Raw genomic sequence first — 18,678 nt, forward strand, 5'->3', positions numbered from 1 at the left:
CGTGGAGCGAAAAACGCATTCGGTGTTATACCGTGGCTTGACTACGATATCCAAAAAACAATAAAAAATACTAATATTTTTAACTGGATCCTGTGGTCAAGCCACGGTATGACGACATAGGTGAAATTGATCCACGCAAATACCTTGTGAGAATAACATAGAAAGCCATACAGGCAATGCTAAAAATTTTGGAGAGATGGACCGAGCGGTTTAAGGCGCATGCCTGGAAAGCGTGTTCACGGCAACGTGTCGGGGGTTCGAATCCCCCTCTCTCCGCCAGCTTGATTTATATAAGTAAGGTATTACAAAAATAAAGCAAATTTTAATATCAAAAATTTTCCTTTTAAAACTGATCTAAAATATCTGCTAAACATTTTACATCATTCTCAGTTAATTGACTTAACAAATTTCTTGCTTCATTATTATTAGAATCTATCCATAAATTATCCCAAGCCGTTTTTTTAACTGGATCATTTAGAATTTCAGGACCATTAAAATGAAGGGTCATGCCTCCATATTGCAGTTACGCCTATTAAAAAGCTATACGTTCAATAAGAGTACCAATAACCTTATCATGAATATCCAATGACTTGGAAAAGCAGATTGTCTTACGTGCAAGCCTCTTGCATCTCGTTCTAAGGTTCAAGTTACTTCGTTCTATCCGTTGAGTGTATTTTTTACTGATAATATGCTTTTTAGGGTCTAATAACCTAGCATAACTCCCCCATCCATCTGTATAGTAAAAAGTCACCTTGAAATTCTCTAGTTTTTTCAGTAATGATTCTAATGTGCTATCACATCTTGTACCAAACGTATAAGCAACTACTTTTAACGAAATCTTATCCAAGGCATACCAAAGCCATCGTTGTATGGATTTATTCTGTACATAAGACCATTGTTCATCTATCTCAGGAGCAATAATTACTTCTGTTGTACTGATAGAATGATTTATTGTTTTTTAATACTAGATTTTTTTAAAACACGGATAACTGTATTGATACCCACTTTTAATACTCTTACTGTATCTCTAACTCCAGAGCCGTTGATTGACATTTCTACTATTTGCTCCTTAACTCCAGGCTTAGATGCATTATTAATATACTCCAATTGAAAATATCGATTACACCGCTTGCATTGATATCTCTGTTGTTTTGAAATTGAATATCCTGACTTTATTACTTCTTCTGTGTTGTTACAATATCTACACTTAACATCTATTTTTGCCATAACTCCTTAACTATAATTCTCTCTTATTACTGTTTGAGGATTATAGACTATTTACTCTAAACTGCAATACGGAGGCACGACCGTTTTATTTTATTAAGTTATCTTCTACAAACTTCCAGTTAATCATATGCTTAATAAATATGTCAACATAATCAGGTCGTTTGTTACGATAATCAATATAATAAGCATGTTCCCATACATCACATGCAAGAAGCGGCTTCATACCGTTTGCTATAGGTGTACCGGCATTAGCGGTTTTTATAATTTGTAACCTATTATCGTGATATACAAGCCATGCCCAGCCGCTACCGAAATGTCCTACTGCCTCTTGCTTAAACTGTTCACAAAATCCTTCAAAACTACCGAAATCTTTATTAATTTGTTCTAATATTTTACCGCTTGGCTTACCTCCGCCCTGCGGCTTTATTGAAAGCCAAAAAAAGGTATGATTCCATATTTGGGCTGCGTTATTAAAAATAGCCGCATTTGAGTTTTGAGATGACCATTCTATTATTTCTTCTAAATCTTTTTTTTGTAATTCTTCTTTATCTTTGAGTAAATTGTTTAGATTTTGTACATAAGTATTATGATGTTTACCATGATGATAATCAAAAGTCTCGGGAGTAAAATGTGGTTTAAAGCTCTCTTTGTCATAAGGCAAATCAGGTAAGATAAAAGGATATGAGGTTTGATTAGATTTGTTGCAATAAGTCATGTTATTTTCTCCTAGGTTTGTTTTGGTATTTATCGTCATTGCGAGCGAACGTTAGGGAGCGTGGCAATCTCAGGAATTCTCCCGAGATTGCTTCATCAATTTACTATTGTAAATTTCCTCGCAATGACGTTTAACGCAGCAACTTATAAAAATCGGAAGCTAAATGAAGCGATCCGGTTATTATAATATTTGCTTTATTATCGCCGTTTATCTTCTTTATATTACTAATCGCTTCTTTGAGGGAGTCACTTTCGCTAAAATCAATTCCACTCTTTTTGCCTTCCGAATTTATTGTTTCTGCACTATGGCTTAATGGTTCGGATAAAACTTTAACACCGTAACCTTTAATTGTCAAACCCTTAAAGCAGGAGCAAAACTCCCCGATATTCCTATTTTTAGTCATACCCAGTATTAAATATATCGGTGATTGTAAATTATCACGAATCCAATTTGCCAAAACTTGAGCTCCGCTATTATTATGAGCTGCGTCTACCCAAATTTGAACATTATCACCTATTAATTTAGAATATTTTTTCGGCTCTATTTTTTCGATTCTAGCCCGCCAAATAGTATTTTGCAGTCCTTTAGAGATAATTTCGTTGCTAATATTAAATTGTTTATTTATCAAACTTATTAAAGCAATAACGCTTGCAGCATTTATTAATTGATGATCACCGAGTAGCGAAGGAGTCGGAAACTCATAACTAAAATTTCGTGATGAATAAATAAATCCGTTGTCCGTCTTTTTAATACCGAAATCATATTCGTAGCAAAATGTGGGTACATCTAGCTCTTCGGCTTTTGCAAATAATGTTTCATAAACTTCTAAAGTCTGCATACTTATAATGCAAGGTACGCAAGGCTTCATAATACCGGCTTTCTCAGCTGCTATTAAGGGGAGTGTATTACCCAGCATATTCATATGATCATATGAAATAGGTGTAATTAAGGTAATTAGAGGCTGCTTGATTATATTTGTTGCGTCTAACCGACCGCCTAGTCCCGTCTCTAAAATTAATATATCGGCTTTCGTTTCTGCAAATGCTAGAAACGCAGCAGCTGTAGTACCTTCAAAAAAGCTAGGTTCAATATTAAATTTCTCGCTTGCTACTCGAACCTCCTCACAAACCTGCCATAATTCATTATCCGAGATTTTCTCACCTGCTACTACGATTCGTTCATTAAATTCTAATAAATGAGGAGATGTATAGCAATGTACCTTATAACTGGCAAGCGTAAAGATGCTTTTAAGTATAGCGCTGCTTGAACCTTTACCGTTTGTACCTGCTATATGTATGACGGGAGGAAGCCTTAAATGAGGGTTACCTAAGGCTTTTAAAAGTCTTGCTATATTTTCAAGATCATATTTAATATTATTTTTCCAGGTCGGCACCGGAAAATGCGGCATTAGCATTGTTATTGATTTTTTTCATGAATATATAGAGTTATACAAAACTATAAACGCTTAGGATAGAAAAAGATTTTAAAGAAATATTTTTTAGCGATTAATCCAAATCTTGGAAATATTTTAAGGCTTATTCAATTCTATTATTTCGTCAAAGGATAGTTTGTCAATTTTTGTATCGATTTTATCAATTGATATAGCATTAATTTTATCAACCATAATACAAGATTGTGATTTAAGACCATTTAACTCTGTAGGAGTCAATAGCAGACGATAAATTGCAGTATTTATTAAATAGGTTGTTATAGGACAAACTAATATACTGGCAAGAGTTTTATTTAACGAGTTAGATTGAATAACAACAGCAGGACGAGGTTTGCCGTAATCTCCACTTAATACACATGTAGAAGTCAAGATTTAATCTTACAGACATTATAAAAATTATATCTGAATGTCTGATAAGTTATGACTGTCAGATGAGTATTCAAGATATAAGATTTCGTTATTCTTTTCAACAGCTAACTTTTTACTATCCATAAAAGTCTGCATAGGTGTTTTTCCATAGCAATATTTACCGGAATGCGGTCTTTCATTATTATAATATTCTAGCCAAATATCAAGATCTAGTTGTAGATCATCAAGATCAGTATAGATCTTTTTACGCATAGCAGTATCAAAGAATTCTTGTTTCATAGTTTTATTAAAACGTTCACACATACCATTTGTTTGAGGAGAATATGCTTTAGTAGTAGTATGCTCAATACCCTCAATGCTTAAGAACAATTCAAAAGCATGATGTTCTATATTACCTTTATACTCACCACCTCTATCAGTTAAAATACGAAGTACTGGTATTTGCTGACTCTCATACCATGGTAACACTCTATCATTAAGCATGTCAGCAGCGGTAAGTGCTGTTTTATCAGTATATAGTTTAGCCTCTGCAACCCGAGTGTAACTATCAATAAACACTTGAGAATATACCTTGCCTATGCCTTTAAAATTACCTACATAATATGTGTCTTGGCATCCTAGATAACCTGGATGCTGTGTATCAATCTCACCATGAGCTTCTTTCTCGCTACGCCGTTTCTCTAATACTTGTAACTGAGCTTCGGTAAGAACAATACCATCCTGAGCCATTTTGGCTTCTAATGCTTTAAGTCTTTTATTGATATTATTTAAATCATTACGTAGCCAAATAGATCTAACTCCTCCAGGTGATACAAGAATACCAGTCTTTTTAAGCTCATTTGATACTCGCAGCTGACCATAAGCGGGGTATTCTATTGCCATATCTAATACTGCTCTCTCTACGGCAGGATCAACTCTATTCGCTATAATTGGCTTCTTCCGACTAATCTCATATAATGCTTCTTCTCCTCCTGTTTCATATAACTCTTTAAACCTATAATAACTGTCTCTACTGTAACCCATAGCTTTATATGCTGACGATATACTACCAAGACTCCTAGCTAATTCTAGTAATCCTATTTTTGGCTTTATTATTTTTTGATTTAGATTCATCTCTAATCCTCCATTTAATATTATCTTAATTTTACTAAATGTGAGATTAAATCTCAACTATTACAATTGATACACAGCATCCAGGTTATCTAGGATGCCAAGACACATATTATGTAGGTAATTTTAAAGGCATAGGCAAGGTATATTCTCAAGTGTTTATTGATAGTTACACTCGGGTTGCAGAGGCTAAACTATATACTGATAAAACAGCACTTACCGCTGCTGACATGCTTAATGATAGAGTGTTACCATGGTATGAGAGTCAGCAAATACCAGTACTTCGTATTTTAACTGATAGAGGTGGTGAGTATAAAGGTAATATAGAACATCATGCTTTTGAATTGTTCTTAAGCATTGAGGGTATTGAGCATACTACTACTAAAGCATATTCTCCTCAAACAAATGGTATGTGTGAACGTTTTAATAAAACTATGAAACAAGAATTCTTTGATACTGCTATGCGTAAAAAGATCTATACTGATCTTGATGATCTACAACTAGATCTTGATATTTGGCTAGAATATTATAATAATGAAAGACCGCATTCCGGTAAATATTGCTATGGAAAAACACCTATGCAGACTTTTATGGATAGTAAAAAGTTAGCTGTTGAAAAGAATAACGAAATCTTATATCTTGAATACTCATCTGACAGTCATAACTTATCAGACATTCAGATATAATTTTTATAATGTCTGTAAGATTAAATCTTGACTTCTACATATTATCGCCTATTTCTACCGGTCCGTTAAATCTTGAAGTATGAATTACACTACCGTCTTGCACGTTAGTATTATTTCCTATTGTTATTGATTCAACGTCGCCTCTAAGAACCGTATTAAACCAAATACTTGAATTACTGCCTATTTCAACATCTCCTATTAAAGAGCTGCTTTCGGCAATATATGCAGTTTTATCGATTCTTGGCGTAACTCCTTTATAAGGGATAATAATCATTAATTATAATCTACCCAAGAAATATTACCGTCTTTACGATAATAAACTATATTGATACGATCATTATTGATATTTTTAAATACTACCGTAGGTAAATCTTCTAAATCCATTTTCATTACCGCTTCTTTTACTGATAATTTTAATATTTCTACAGGCTTTTCAGCAATAATTGCCGGATTATCATTATCTTCGGAGTTAGAGGTGTCACTATCAGATTGCGGATTAATAATATATTTGGTACCTTCATAAGCAATTTCTGATATTTTTATTTTACCCGCATGATGATTTTTGAATTTTGATTTATATTTTCTAAGCTGTTTTTCTAGTTTTGACATAGCTTTATCAAAAGCTACATATATATCGCTACAACTATCATTACTTTTGACTACACTATGTTTACCTGATCCATATTTTACTATAATATCACATTTAAAGTTAATTCCCTCTTTTGAAAAATGTATATCTATATTTATTATATCGGTAAAATATTTTTTAACGACTTGCGTAGCCCTCTCTTTGGAATATTCTTGTAAGCTATTACCGATCGAAATATGTTGAGCTGAAACTGAAATAATCATAAATAACCTTTATAATCTGAAATAATTAATTGTATAGGCGTTACTAAGTAACACCTATACAATTAATTTATATTTAGAGTAATTTCGAGTTTTATTACAAATTAATTTAATTTAAACTTTAGCCGTAGAGTTTAGGACGCTTATCTTTATTTTGTTGCGATTTAATTAGTTTTTTAGCAGTCTTTCTTACATAATTAGGCTCAATGTCCATTTCTAAGCAGGTAGCATTAAAATTTTCATTATTTTCAAAAAGCCACTTTTTAGCATTATATTCTGCTTTTGTTGCTTCTATTATTGCCTGCATAATAATAGCACTTCTAAGAGCAATATCGGGTATAGGATTATAAAGTTTAATACGCTCAAGAGGAGTAGTTAATTTAATGACATATGGTTTAGTCATATAAAACCTCTAATAATTATTAATAAAATAAGATTTTGTTAATGTAAATATAACCAATAGGTTTTTCTTTTTAACAAAGTCCTTAAAAAGTATAATAATTTTCAAGGCTTCAACTAATAGTAACTAATTTGGATTAATAATAATAAGCAGGAATGTTTAGAGGCTTAGGTGTTATATATTTTTTGATAAAATAAGATATTTTACTCTTGCAGAAATAGAAGAATTGTTATATATTGTTATCTCTTATATATAAGGGGGTGTAGCTCAGTTGGTTAGAGCGTCTGCCTGTCACGCAGAAGGTCGCGGGTTCGAGTCCCGTCACTCTCGCCAAGCCCTTTCTGGGTTTCAGCGTTTCTTTTCGTTTTCTAAAAAATCCATATGCTCCTTTTATTCGCCTTTTGTTCTAATTTTTGTATTAAGTCTCTTTTAAATACCGAATTTTAAATATCCTCAAAAAACTAACTTTGTATATTTCTTAAAGCAACCTCAACTCATTTATTCGTACTTTTAGTTAAATTTCTATTGCATTCTTAAAACTCTTTACTATGATTCTATCTATAAGCTCATTTTTAACAAAATATTAAAATTTATAGAATTTAATAAGGATATAATTATGTTTACAGGGTGGTTTCAGACTTCATACGATAAATTAATAGAAGCAATAAAAGCAGAAAGTGAAATAGAAGCACAGAACTTAATTGCCAAAATGGATATTACTGAATTAAACACAGTTGATAACGGCGAAACAGCTTTAACTTTGGTTGTGGGTAAGAGATTAAGCACAGTTTGTGAAATGCTTATACCTAAAATGTCAGAGCAGGCTATTTAATCACGTTAATAATAACGGCGATACAGCTTTAATTTTGGCTACTAGTAAGGCATTAAGTAAAGTTTGTGAAATGCTTATACCTAAAATGTCAGAGCAGGCTATTAGTCAGGTTACTAATAATGGTGAAACAGCACTAAGCTTAGCTACAAAACATGGTTTTAAAAATATATATGATTTATTGACGAATAAAAAAATAATTTAGCTAATAAAGCTGATACAGAAGAGAAGCAAGAAAAACAATAGAGTTTAAAATTGAAGCAAGAAGCTTCAGTAACAAATGATGAGAATAAGCAGCTAGATATAAAAGATTTACCTAAAGCAGCAGAAAAACAAGATACAACTCAAGAAAATCTTGAAGAAAAGTTAGTGACATTTCAAAAAATAGTAATAGAAGCAACCGCTGAAATAGAAAGTAATATAACTATTAGTAAAGAAAATACAGTAGTATTGCAAGATAGGATAAGTGAGATAGCAAGAACGGTAAAGACTTTCCTAAATAAAACCGATGTGGATAGAATAATCAAAAGTATGGAAGTTTTTGCAAATGGCAAAATTACTAAAGCAAAAGTTGCAGTTGTAGAAGAGGATTTAATCGAAATAATAGAAGAACAAGTTAAATTAGATGAGCATATACGTGCAGAAAAACTAGCTATATTTCAGAAAGTAGTAGCAGATATAACGGTTAAATTAGAGAGTAATACAACTGTTAATCCAAAAGATAAATATATAATGCAAAATAATATAAATAGGATAATAGATAAGGTACAGAAATTAGTTAATAAAGTTGATATAGAAACAATAACCGAAACCACGAAAGAGATAGTAAACAGCAAAATTACTAAGGCAAGGCTTGGAGTTGTAGAAAAGGATCTTAATCAATTAATAGAACAACAAAGCAAGCCAAGCCATAATATCATTGTGAATAAAGTAGAAGAAATAATTGATAATCAAAATACAAACAATGATATTAGTATGTTAGGTGATGATTGCTAAATAATGTAGAAGTCAAGATTTAATCTTACAGACATTATAAAAATTATATCTGAATGTCTGATAAGTTATGACTGTCAGATGAGTATTCAAGATATAAGATTTCGTTATTCTTTTCAACAGCTAACTTTTTACTATCCATAAAAGTCTGCATAGGTGTTTTTCCATAGCAATATTTACCGGAATGCGGTCTTTCATTATTATAATATGTAATAGTTGAGATTTAATCTTACATTTAGTAAAATTAAGATAATATTAAATGGAGGATTAGAGATGAATCTAAATCAAAAAATAATAAAGCCAAAAATAGGATTACTAGAATTAGCTAGGAGTCTTGGTAGTATATCGTCAGCATATAAAGCTATGGGTTACAGTAGAGACAGTTATTATAGGTTTAAAGAGTTATATGAAACAGGAGGAGAAGAAGCGTTATATGAGATTAGTCGGAAGAAGCCAATTATAGCGAATAGAGTTGATCCTGCCGTAGAGAGAGCAGTATATAATGGACTGAGAAATCAAGACAAAAAATAATCAAATTCGTTTCCTATTTTTATTATATTGTTAAGCAGCTAATTGATAATAATTTTGCGTATAATTCAGATAAACATCCATAGGTTTTTTGTAACCAATACCCGAATGAAATCTTTGATAATTATACTTATACAGATAATTATCAATACCTATCCTCAGTTCTTTAATATTTTTAAAATCATTAATAAATATACAGTTATATTTTATAGTCCTAAAAAATCTCTCTATTACGATATTATCAATACTTCGACCTTTTCCATTCATTGAGATTTGAATATTATTATCTTTTAGTATCTGTATATGGTCATGACTAGTATATTGACTACCCTGATCACTATTAAATATCTTTGGAGCATTATATTTATTAAGGGCATCCTTCAAGACATCAGTAACAAGAGTTGCATCCATAGAATTGGATAATTTATAACTTAATATAGCTTTGCTATGCCAGTCTATAATAGCCGCCATATACATAAAGCCATCATGAGTTCTAATGTAAGTAATGTCACCACTCCAAACCTCATTGACATTAGGTACATGTACTGTTTTTGTTGTTCTAGATTTAGTCCAATATTGATCAAGTAAATAACTGTATACTTTATGCTCATTATCCTTTACAGAAGTAGACTTTCTCTTATGAGGATAAATGGCTTCTATTCCCATCATCCTCATATATTTTAATACTCGATCTCTGCCAATTGAAAAACCATCCTCTAATAACTGATGATAAATATAACGATAACCAAATTCGGGATTATCTGTATATATTTCATCTATTCTATTTAAGATACTTAATTTATCTACACTAAGCGGTTTAACTTTATAATATGTTGTAGAGCGACTAATATCTAGCAACTCACATTGTCTTGTCTTTGGTAGTTGATCTAGCTTGGACTGGACAAGACTCTTTCTATTTGATAAGTCCAAGCTTTTTAGCTTTCCCACAGCCCAGTCCCTCTCCACCGTAGCTTTCCCAAGAGCTTTAGCTAGTTCATCATTTTGTTCTTTGAGATCACTAATTTGTTCTTGATATTCACTCAAAACTTTAGCTGGCTCAAAAGCTAGAGCTGCATTAGCAACAAACTGCTTTTTCCAATTCTGAATTGTCTTGGAGCTTATCTCATATTTTGATGCTAATTGACTTAAGGTAGCATCCTCTTTTATTAATTCTAATACTACCTTAGTCTTTTCTTCACTACTGAAAATCCTAACCTTATTTTTCTTCATCTTTCCTCCTAAGTTTTACCTATTTATTGTAACTTATTTCGGAAACTTGAGTACTATTTTTTCTGTCCTGTTTTCTCAGTCCATTATATACTGATAAAACAGCACTTACCGCTGCTGACATGCTTAATGATAGAGTGTTACCATGGTATGAGAGTCAGCAAATACCAGTACTTCGTATTTTAACTGATAGAGGTGGTGAGTATAAAGGTAATATAGAACATCATGCTTTTGAATTGTTCTTAAGCATTGAGGGTATTGAGCATACTACTACTAAAGCATATTCTCCTCAAACAAATGGTATGTGTGAACGTTTTAATAAAACTATGAAACAAGAATTCTTTGATACTGCTATGCGTAAAAAGATCTATACTGATCTTGATGATCTACAACTAGATCTTGATATTTGGCTAGAATATTATAATAATGAAAGACCGCATTCCGGTAAATATTGCTATGGAAAAACACCTATGCAGACTTTTATGGATAGTAAAAAGTTAGCTGTTGAAAAGAATAACGAAATCTTATATCTTGAATACTCATCTGACAGTCATAACTTATCAGACATTCAGATATAATTTTTATAATGTCTGTAAGATTAAATCTTGACTTCTACACTTCGATTCTGATTAGAATTCGGCTCATTTAGACCGCTTAAAGTATTTTCATCACCTAATTCTTCTAACCTATTGCCAATTCTTTCAGAAGTAAGGTTATCTATATTTATTGCTATATCGGTTAATAAATCCTCAATCTCTATACCGTTAAACTCTCCCACTCCTTCGTTAATTCCATTAGTATTTGTCCTGTGACCAAGTCTATCTAAAGCCTCAGAAACTCTACTCGGCGACATCAAACCTAAATCATTTAATAATTTACCTGCATCAGTATTATTACCAAAACCTTTAACATTATTAATGAGCTGATTTGCTATACCGGAAGCTACTTGGTTGTTTTTAGTATCATCTAGGATAGGAGATGGATCAAAAATAGGGACGGCACCGCCTCCGCCGGAATTGCCGCCTCCACCGGAGCCACCTCCTCCATTACCGCCGCCATTGCCTCCGTCACCACCGCCATTATCACCTCCGCTGCCACCGTCTCCGCCTCCGTTATCGGTATTTGCAAGTAATACAAGACCATTTGCATCACTGACCCATTTTACAAATCTGTTTTGTTCACCGCTTGCATCAATAGTGACTTTAGCTTGAGGTGCAGGAGTAAATGTTGCGCCCACTTCAAGTGCTACTACTTGGTGTTTAGTATTTGAAGTGATTTTAGTAATATCGGATCGGGATTTAATTTTAACTATTAAATTATCTAAACCGGACATATCAACATTAGCACCGTTACCGACTAATATATGACCACCTTTTTGTAATGCCGTATCAAAATGAGTAATAATAGTAAGCAGCCCGTTATGTGTAACATTTCCTGTATATTTTAGTTCATAAGTAGCGACATCTAATACAACGTCTCTAACATTTAAATTAGTGTTCATTTCTAAATTATTTAACAATACTAAATTTGCCTCATCGGCAATTAAAGTGCCAGCTTTAATATTTTTCTCAAGTAACATGAATTTATTAGAGGCAATTTCTATGCTTTTTGCATTTGTAATTTCTTGTTTTAACCAAACATTTTCATTGAACTTTAAAGTACCGCCGTTATTAATCGGTGCATCTATTAAAACTGCATCTTTGAAATTTGCCGTGGTCGTAGCATCTGCAAAATTTAAATTATCTGCTTTAATATCGGTTAAATAATTAAATAGAGAGAGTGAACGAGGTAACACGTCTAAATCTACTATAGCCCCAAGTATAGCTAAATTTTTTGGATTTGCGTTATTATTACCTCTATCAAAATCTATAGTTTTACCTGCGTCTATATTAATATCTTTAGAATATACATCACCTTTAACCGTACTATTTCCACTAACTTGTACGCTTGCTAAACTGCCTAGCTTACTACCTAAATCATAAGCAATCTCGCCATCTATATTTAGCTTTACGTTACCTTGTTCATTATTTGCGGTGGTAATTCCTGAATAGAAATTCTTAGAGTTAACCATAACTGTGCCGTTACCTGTTAACTCTATTGCTTTTAATCTGTTATTTGCGGTTCCTACATTGCCGTTACCGGTATCAAAATCCGTTACCGCTAAAGTGTGGATATTATTTCCTGCCGTAGTAATATTAGTAACTTGTGCTGCTGCACCTAAAGTTAAGGTAGCTGCCTGAGCTGCATTTGAGAAATTGATATTTTGTGCTTTTAGCCCGCCCGTAACGGTAGCATCATTATTTGCAACTTCTATCGTACCTATAGTATTATTATTGCCAGGTGTACCGGTTATATTAATAGGTGCAGGATTATTTAGTTTTAAAGTACCGTCATTAGCATTTTCACCTGAGATATCAGTAGCAGGGTCGCGCCTCCGTATTGCAGTTTAGAGTAAATAGTCTATAATCCTCAAACAGTAATAAGAGAGAATTATAGTTAAGGAGTTATGGCAAAAATAGATGTTAAGTGTAGATATTGTAACAACACAGAAGAAGTAATAAAGTCAGGATATTCAATTTCAAAACAACAGAGATATCAATGCAAGCGGTGTAATCGATATTTTTAATTGGAGTATATTAATAATGCATCTAAGCCTGGAGTTAAGGAGCAAATAGTAGAAATGTCAATCAACGGCTCTGGAGTTAGAGATACAGTAAGAGTATTAAAAGTGGGTATCAATACAGTTATCCGTGTTTTAAAAAAATCTAGTATTAAAAAACAATAAATCATTCTATCAGTACAACAGAAGTAATTATTGCTCCTGAGATAGATGAACAATGGTCTTATGTACAGAATAAATCCAGACAACGATGGCTTTGGTATGCCTTGGATAAGATTTCGTTAAAAGTGTAGAAGTCAAGATTTAATCTCACAGACATTATAAAAATTATATCTGAATGTCTGATAAGTTATGACTGTCAGATGAGTATTCAAGATATAAGATTTCATTATTCTTTTCAACAGCTAACTTTTTACTATCCATAAAAGTCTGCATAGGTGTTTTTCCATAGCAATATTTACCGGAATGCGGTCTTTCATTATTATAATATTCTAGCCAAATATCAAGATCTAGTTGTAGATCATCAAGATCAGTATAGATCTTTTTACGCATAGCAGTATCAAAGAATTCTTGTTTCATAGTTTTATTAAAACGTTCACACATACCATTTGTTTGAGGAGAATATGCTTTAGTAGTAGTATGCTCAATACCCTCAATGCTTAAGAACAATTCAAAAGCATGATGTTCTATATTACCTTTATACTCACCACCTCTATCAGTTAAAATACGAAGTACTGGTATTTGCTGACTCTCATACCATGGTAACACTCTATCATTAAGCATGTCAGCAGCGGTAAGTGCTGTTTTATCAGTATATAGTTTAGCCTCTGCAACCCGAGTGTAACTATCAATAAACACTTGAGAATATACCTTGCCTATGCCTTTAAAATTACCTACATAATATGTGTCTTGGCATCCTAGATAACCTGGATGCTGTGTATCAATCTCACCATGAGCTTCTTTCTCGCTACGCCGTTTCTCTAATACTTGTAACTGAGCTTCGGTAAGAACAATACCATCCTGAGCCATTTTGGCTTCTAATGCTTTAAGTCTTTTATTGATATTATTTAAATCATTACGTAGCCAAATAGGTCTAACTCCTCCAGGTGATACAAGAATACCAGTCTTTTTAAGCTCATTTGATACTCGCAGCTGACCATAAGCGGGGTATTCTATTGCCATATCTAATACTGCTCTCTCTACGGCAGGATCAACTCTATTCGCTATAATTGGCTTCTTCCGACTAATCTCATATAATGCTTCTTCTCCTCCTGTTTCATATAACTCTTTAAACCTATAATAACTGTCTCTACTGTAACCCATAGCTTTACATGCTGACGATATACTACCAAGACTCCTAGCTAATTCTAGTAATCCTATTTTTGGCTTTATTATTTTTTGATTTAGATTCATCTCTAATCCTCCATTTAATATTATCTTAATTTTACTAAATGTAAGATTAAATCTCAACTATTACACTTATTGAACGTATAGCTTTTTAATAGGCGTAACTGCAATATGGAGGCATGACCCAACAGCATTTGCTTTATCGGCCGATATTTTAATTCCAAGTCCTCCAACCGCTATTTGAATAATATCGCCGTTATTAAATACTCCTCCTACAAGACCGGCACCGGTACTCAAGCTTACGCTACCGAGATTAGGAATTGTTGCTCCTGCAGCATTAGAGCTAGTGAATAATGTTCCGCATAATGATGCCGTTGTTAGAAATTTTCTTAATATTTTTGATTTTTTCATTAATATTAACCCCAATACATTAATTATTTTTTAATAAATATTAGTAATTAGTTAAAAAATATTAATATATTTTATATAGATAAAGTTAATTTTAATTAATAATTAGTAATGATTAATAATTTGTAGCAACTTTTTTACAACAATAGATTTTTGGGATTATTTATAGGATAGTAATAAATTTTATGGATTGAACCACAACCGAAAGATTGCGGCGCTATTGCATGGTTCGGTTTTTCCGTAATTGCGAGAAGGCACTGCCCGTGTGGATACCAATGTCATTCCTGCGAAAGCAGGAACCCAGCATAAAGCGAGATAAATCGAGCTTTTAATTTCAAAAATTTGCTGTATTTATATTTTTTTTCTGGCTTCCTGCTTTCGCAGGAATGACATCGAGGGTTCTTTAAAAATTATCCAGTACTATCGTATGACCGATTTCTATTTATTTATCGGGGTTTCTACCAAAGCATGCTTAAGTACTTGGTCGATATTTGATACGGATATAATTTCTAGGCTTTCTTTTATATTCGGCGGTATATCTTTTAAGTCTTTAACATTCTCCTCAGGAATTAATACGGTTTTAATCCCTCCCCTACTCGCAGCAAGTAACTTCTCTTTAAGACCACCGATAGGTAAAACATTTCCTCTTAAAGTAATTTCACCGGTCATTGCTACAGTGCGGTGTACGGGTATTTTAGTCATTAACGAAACAATAGTAGTAAACAAAGCACAGCCGGCAGACGGTCCATCTTTTGGAATAGCTCCGGCCGGTACGTGAATGTGGATATCAAAATCTTTATAATTATCGTATTTTAATCCAAAATTTGTTGCTCTGCTTCTAAAACAACTATAGGCAGCCATTGCCGATTCTTTCATAACATCACCGAGTTTTCCGGTGGTCTTTATTTCACCTTTCCCTAGAAATGCTAAAGCTTCTATAGTTAAAAGCTCTCCTCCTACTTCAGTATAAGCAAGTCCTGTAGTACTACCTATTTGGTCTTCTTTCTCGGCAAGCCCGAAATTATATTTTTTAGCTCCTAAAAATTCTTCAAGATTATTACTATCTATGGTAATATGCTTAACATTTTTATCTGCTAAAATTTGCTTTAATGCTTTTCTAGTTAATGCTCCTATTTCACGCTCTAAAGCTCTTACACCTGATTCCTTGGTATAATATCTAATTAAATCCAAAATTGCCGCTTCGGATATAGTAATTTCATCTTTCTTAATTTTATGTACTTTAAATTGTTTTGGAACTAAATAATTTTTGGTGATTTGGAGCTTTTCTTCCTCTACATAACCGGAAATATATATTTTTTCCATCCTATCACTTAAAGCTCTAGGTAAATCATGAGAGTTAGCAGTAGCAATAAATATTATATTTGATAGATCATATTCTACTTCTAAATAATGATCAACAAAGTGACTATTCTGCTCAGGGTCTAATACCTCAAGCAAAGCGGATGCCGGATCACCTCTAAAATCAGAACTCATTTTATCGATTTCATCAAGCAGCATTACAGGATTACTAGTCTTAACTTTCTTAAGTTGACCTAAAATTTTACCGGGCATTGATCCAAGGTAAGTTTTTCTATGCCCTCTGATTTCTGCTTCGTCTCTAACACCGCCAAGAGCAAATTTAGTGTATTTTCTGCCCATTCCTTCGGCAATAGATTTTACAAGTGAAGTTTTACCGACCCCTGGCGGACCTATCAAACATAATATAGGTCCTCTAATTTTACTTGAACGCTGTAATACCGCTAAATATTCTATAATTCGCTCTTTAACTTTTTCGAGTCCAAAATGGTCACGATTTAAAATTTTCTCCGCTTGGTTAATATCTATTTTGCTATTATCATATTTACCCCAAGGCAAACTTAGCAAAGTCTCAAGATAATTACGCGTCACTCCCGACTCTGCCGACATTTGATTCATACTGCGGAGTTTTTTAAGCTCTGATTCTGCTTTCTCTTTAGCTTCTTTAGATAATTTTAACCTTTTAATTTTTTTCTCGATATCGGCAAGTTCCGATTTATCTTCATCAAGCTCCTTTTGAATAGCTTTCATTTGTTCGTGCAGATAATAATCACGCTGCGTTTTTTCGATTTGCTTTCTTACTCTTTGCTGTAATGCCTGCTCGGTTTCTGAATTTACTATATTAGAAGTAAGCGTACTAATAACCGTAGTGATACGCTTAAAAGGACTAGTTTCTTCTAATAAATGCTGCTTTGCCTCAAGTGAAGTTATAAGATGTGAAGCTAATATATTTATAATATTTATAAAATTAGTGCTATTACTTATTTCTTTATTGATAGTTTCAATAATTTCCGCATTAACTTTTTTATCATTAATCGCATATTTACTAAATAATTGTACTGCATTATCCACTAATGAACGCATGTTATTAACGTCAAATATTTCTTCATCCGGAATAATTTCATAATTTGCTTCAAAAGCATCGTTGCCTTTGATATTGCTTAGCTTTACTCTTGCTACTGCTTCTATTAAGATTTTTGCCGTATTATTAGGCAACTTCACTATTTGGATAATCTTGGCAAGTATAGCTGTGTTATAAAGTTCATGTTTACTAGGGTTTTCTTGATCAAATTTTTTCTGTAAAGTTACTAAAATATATTTACTATTATCTTCCTCAGAAACGGTAGTATGAGATAACGCTTGCAGCGATTTTTGTCTACCCACGAAAATAGGAGCAATTACTCCCGGGAATACTACCATATCTCTTAATGCCATAAGCGGCAGGGATTTTTTATTCATCAATTAAAACCTTTTAAAATGTCTAATTATTAACTATATAATATAGTATAAATGCGATTTCAAGCCATCTTTATTAATTATATTTATGAATTTATTACTACAATCTTCTCAAAATGTAGCTACTGCACATAATAGAATAAAACAATATCTACATTTAACTCCAATCGTTCACTCTGAAAGCTTAAATGAGATGCTCGGTCATGAGATTTTTTTTAAGGTTGAATCATTACAAAAAACCGGTGCATTCAAAGTTAGAGGAGTATTAAATCATTTATTAGAATTAAAAGAGCAAGGAAAATTACCTGATAAAATAGTCGGTTATAGTACGGGTAACCATGGGATTGGGCTTGCTTATGCAAGTAAATTATTCGGTATTAAAATAAGGATTTATTTACCGTTAAATACTTCAAAAGTAAAACGGCAAGCGGCTCTTTATTACGGCGGTGAAGTGATATATACAGATACTCGACAAGAAGCAGAAGAAAGAGCAAAAGAAGATGAAAAGCAAGGATTTTACTATATACATCCTTCCGATAGTGATTCTACAATAGCAGGTGCCGGCACATTATGCTATGAAGCATTACAACAACTAGGCTTTAGTCCTGATGCTATTTTTGCCTCTTGCGGCGGCGGCGGTTTAATTTCCGGCTCATATCTTGCCAAGGAATTAATATCACCGACAAGCTTGTTAATAGGTTCAGAACCGCTTAAGGCAAATGATGCTTATTTATCGGTTAAAAACGGCTCAATATATAGATTTGATAATGCACCGACTACCATCGCAGACGGTCTTAAAACCTTGAGTGTATCAGCTCGTACATTTGAATATCTGAAAAAACTTGATCATTTTTATTTAGCAGAAGAATATGAAATATATTATTGGACAGCGTGGCTTACTCATTTACTTAAAGTTATATGCGAGCCGTCAAGTAGTATAAATATGGTTTCAGTGGTAAATTGGTTAAAAACACAATCCAAACCTCAAAAATTACTAGTACTAATCTCAGGGGGTAATATTGACCCTATTCTTTATAACGAGCTATGGAAAGAGGAGTGTTTAACCGTCCCACCAAGCATTACTAACTAAAGGTAAATATCGTCATTGCGAGAAGAAACTGTAAGTTTCGACGAAGCAATCTCGGATA

General features: G+C 32.9%; 18 protein-coding genes, 2 tRNA genes and 7 pseudogenes. 12 read left to right on the top strand and 15 right to left on the bottom strand.

The window, feature by feature from the left end:
* The first annotated feature begins 190 nt into the window (after nt 1–190).
* Nucleotides 191–279: transfer RNA gene (locus AC0ODJ_RS05715), tRNA-Ser, on the top strand.
* Nucleotides 280–343: 64 nt separating this feature from the next.
* Here AC0ODJ_RS05715 and AC0ODJ_RS05720 read toward each other — a convergent pair.
* From AC0ODJ_RS05720 to AC0ODJ_RS05745, 6 genes are all read right to left on the bottom strand, one after another.
* Nucleotides 344–508: a hypothetical protein gene (locus tag AC0ODJ_RS05720; protein WP_474465333.1), complete on the bottom strand. Its 165-nt coding sequence runs from the start codon at nt 506–508 to the stop codon at nt 344–346.
* Nucleotides 509–532: 24 nt separating this feature from the next.
* Nucleotides 533–1,227 (bottom strand): IS1 family transposase gene (locus AC0ODJ_RS05725; protein WP_474464353.1). Its coding sequence is split into 2 segments (ribosomal slippage): nt 533–954 and nt 954–1,227, totalling 696 coding nucleotides; the frame shifts between segments, so codons are not numbered across the junction.
* Nucleotides 1,228–1,312: 85 nt separating this feature from the next.
* On the bottom strand, nt 1,313–1,942 hold the full coding sequence (locus AC0ODJ_RS05730; RefSeq protein ID WP_218460611.1) for a superoxide dismutase: 630 nt from the start codon (nt 1,940–1,942) through the stop codon (nt 1,313–1,315).
* A 130-nt stretch (nt 1,943–2,072) separates the two neighbouring features.
* A complete protein-coding gene (locus tag AC0ODJ_RS05735; protein WP_474465338.1) occupies nt 2,073–3,356 on the bottom strand; it encodes a folylpolyglutamate synthase/dihydrofolate synthase family protein in 1,284 nt (427 codons plus the stop codon).
* Between the two features lie 114 nt (nt 3,357–3,470).
* Nucleotides 3,471–3,761 (bottom strand): type II toxin-antitoxin system PemK/MazF family toxin, encoded by a 291-nt coding sequence (locus AC0ODJ_RS05740; RefSeq protein ID WP_218460610.1) that lies wholly within the window; start codon nt 3,759–3,761, stop codon nt 3,471–3,473.
* A 27-nt stretch (nt 3,762–3,788) separates the two neighbouring features.
* Entirely contained in the window at nt 3,789–4,874 is a 1,086-nt protein-coding gene (locus tag AC0ODJ_RS05745) for an IS481 family transposase (RefSeq protein WP_121834048.1), read from the bottom strand.
* Between the two features lie 65 nt (nt 4,875–4,939).
* On the opposite strand from AC0ODJ_RS05745, the pseudogene AC0ODJ_RS05750 reads away from it, so the two are divergent.
* Nucleotides 4,940–5,557: pseudogene (locus AC0ODJ_RS05750) on the top strand (integrase core domain-containing protein); the annotation flags it as partial.
* Between the two features lie 37 nt (nt 5,558–5,594).
* Here AC0ODJ_RS05750 and AC0ODJ_RS05755 read toward each other — a convergent pair.
* The 3 genes and pseudogenes from AC0ODJ_RS05755 to AC0ODJ_RS05765 all read right to left on the bottom strand — a co-directional run.
* Nucleotides 5,595–5,831 (bottom strand): annotated as a pseudogene (locus AC0ODJ_RS05755) (gamma carbonic anhydrase family protein); the annotation flags it as partial.
* On the bottom strand, nt 5,831–6,409 hold the full coding sequence (hpf, locus tag AC0ODJ_RS05760; RefSeq protein ID WP_474465342.1) for a ribosome hibernation-promoting factor, HPF/YfiA family: 579 nt from the start codon (nt 6,407–6,409) through the stop codon (nt 5,831–5,833). The pseudogene AC0ODJ_RS05755 and the gene hpf, both read right to left, overlap by 1 nt.
* 118 nt (nt 6,410–6,527) lie before the next feature.
* Nucleotides 6,528–6,809, bottom strand: coding sequence for a hypothetical protein (locus tag AC0ODJ_RS05765; protein ID WP_218460454.1), 282 nt, complete (start codon nt 6,807–6,809; stop codon nt 6,528–6,530).
* A 253-nt stretch (nt 6,810–7,062) separates the two neighbouring features.
* On the opposite strand from AC0ODJ_RS05765, the gene AC0ODJ_RS05770 reads away from it, so the two are divergent.
* The 4 genes from AC0ODJ_RS05770 to AC0ODJ_RS05785 all read left to right on the top strand — a co-directional run bounded on the left by AC0ODJ_RS05770 (nt 7,063) and on the right by AC0ODJ_RS05785 (nt 8,631).
* Nucleotides 7,063–7,139, top strand: a tRNA-Asp gene (locus tag AC0ODJ_RS05770).
* Between the two features lie 283 nt (nt 7,140–7,422).
* Nucleotides 7,423–7,638 carry a hypothetical protein gene (locus AC0ODJ_RS05775; RefSeq protein ID WP_256621243.1) on the top strand — a complete coding sequence of 72 codons (216 nt, stop codon included), beginning with the start codon at nt 7,423–7,425 and terminating at the stop codon, nt 7,636–7,638.
* Entirely contained in the window at nt 7,598–7,840 is a 243-nt protein-coding gene (locus AC0ODJ_RS05780; protein ID WP_371920402.1) for an ankyrin repeat domain-containing protein, read from the top strand. The genes AC0ODJ_RS05775 and AC0ODJ_RS05780 overlap by 41 nt, the downstream gene beginning before the upstream one ends.
* 50 nt (nt 7,841–7,890) lie before the next feature.
* Nucleotides 7,891–8,631: a hypothetical protein gene (locus tag AC0ODJ_RS05785; RefSeq protein WP_474465348.1), complete on the top strand. Its 741-nt coding sequence runs from the start codon at nt 7,891–7,893 to the stop codon at nt 8,629–8,631.
* Between the two features lie 43 nt (nt 8,632–8,674).
* On the opposite strand, the pseudogene AC0ODJ_RS05790 reads toward AC0ODJ_RS05785, so the two are convergent.
* Nucleotides 8,675–8,842: pseudogene (locus AC0ODJ_RS05790) on the bottom strand (IS481 family transposase); the annotation flags it as partial.
* 59 nt (nt 8,843–8,901) lie between these two features.
* Between AC0ODJ_RS05790 and AC0ODJ_RS05795 the strand changes: the two are divergent.
* A pseudogene (locus tag AC0ODJ_RS05795) lies at nt 8,902–9,126 on the top strand (helix-turn-helix domain-containing protein); the annotation flags it as partial.
* 63 nt (nt 9,127–9,189) lie between these two features.
* Here the strand turns inward: AC0ODJ_RS05795 and AC0ODJ_RS05800 are convergent.
* Nucleotides 9,190–10,386 (bottom strand): IS3 family transposase, encoded by a 1,197-nt coding sequence (locus tag AC0ODJ_RS05800; protein WP_474464651.1) that lies wholly within the window; start codon nt 10,384–10,386, stop codon nt 9,190–9,192.
* Nucleotides 10,387–10,469: 83 nt separating this feature from the next.
* Here AC0ODJ_RS05800 and AC0ODJ_RS05805 point away from each other — a divergent pair.
* Nucleotides 10,470–10,961, top strand: a pseudogene (locus AC0ODJ_RS05805) (integrase core domain-containing protein); the annotation flags it as partial.
* A 26-nt stretch (nt 10,962–10,987) separates the two neighbouring features.
* On the opposite strand, the pseudogene AC0ODJ_RS05810 reads toward AC0ODJ_RS05805, so the two are convergent.
* Nucleotides 10,988–12,805, bottom strand: a pseudogene (locus tag AC0ODJ_RS05810) (autotransporter outer membrane beta-barrel domain-containing protein); the annotation flags it as partial.
* Nucleotides 12,806–12,889: 84 nt separating this feature from the next.
* Between AC0ODJ_RS05810 and AC0ODJ_RS05815 the strand changes: the two are divergent.
* The 3 genes from AC0ODJ_RS05815 to AC0ODJ_RS05825 are packed head-to-tail and all read left to right on the top strand — an operon-like array spanning nt 12,890 to nt 13,296.
* A complete protein-coding gene (locus AC0ODJ_RS05815) occupies nt 12,890–13,009 on the top strand; it encodes an IS1 family transposase (protein ID WP_121834047.1) in 120 nt (39 codons plus the stop codon).
* The gene (locus tag AC0ODJ_RS05820) at nt 13,010–13,168 is read left to right on the top strand and encodes an IS1-like element transposase (protein WP_474464717.1); all 159 of its coding nucleotides are present in this window, start codon (nt 13,010–13,012) and stop codon (nt 13,166–13,168) included.
* Nucleotides 13,169–13,197: 29 nt separating this feature from the next.
* Entirely contained in the window at nt 13,198–13,296 is a 99-nt protein-coding gene (locus AC0ODJ_RS05825; RefSeq protein WP_474465795.1) for an IS1 family transposase, read from the top strand.
* Nucleotides 13,297–13,330: 34 nt separating this feature from the next.
* Here AC0ODJ_RS05825 and AC0ODJ_RS05830 read toward each other — a convergent pair whose 3' ends face one another.
* The 3 genes and pseudogenes from AC0ODJ_RS05830 to lon form a co-directional block, all read right to left on the bottom strand.
* The gene (locus AC0ODJ_RS05830; RefSeq protein ID WP_474465632.1) at nt 13,331–14,416 is read right to left on the bottom strand and encodes an IS481 family transposase; all 1,086 of its coding nucleotides are present in this window, start codon (nt 14,414–14,416) and stop codon (nt 13,331–13,333) included.
* A gap of 120 nt (nt 14,417–14,536) precedes the next feature.
* Nucleotides 14,537–14,761: pseudogene (locus AC0ODJ_RS05835) on the bottom strand (hypothetical protein); the annotation flags it as partial.
* Nucleotides 14,762–15,196: 435 nt separating this feature from the next.
* Complete coding sequence (gene lon / locus AC0ODJ_RS05840) at nt 15,197–17,533, bottom strand: endopeptidase La (RefSeq protein WP_474465351.1); 2,337 nt, start codon at nt 17,531–17,533, stop codon at nt 15,197–15,199.
* A gap of 85 nt (nt 17,534–17,618) precedes the next feature.
* Between lon and AC0ODJ_RS05845 the strand changes: the two genes are divergently transcribed.
* The gene (locus tag AC0ODJ_RS05845; RefSeq protein WP_218460349.1) at nt 17,619–18,620 is read left to right on the top strand and encodes a serine/threonine dehydratase; all 1,002 of its coding nucleotides are present in this window, start codon (nt 17,619–17,621) and stop codon (nt 18,618–18,620) included.
* Nucleotides 18,621–18,678 lie beyond the last annotated feature (58 nt).

The sequence above is a fragment of the Rickettsia senegalensis genome, from assembly GCF_056135685.1.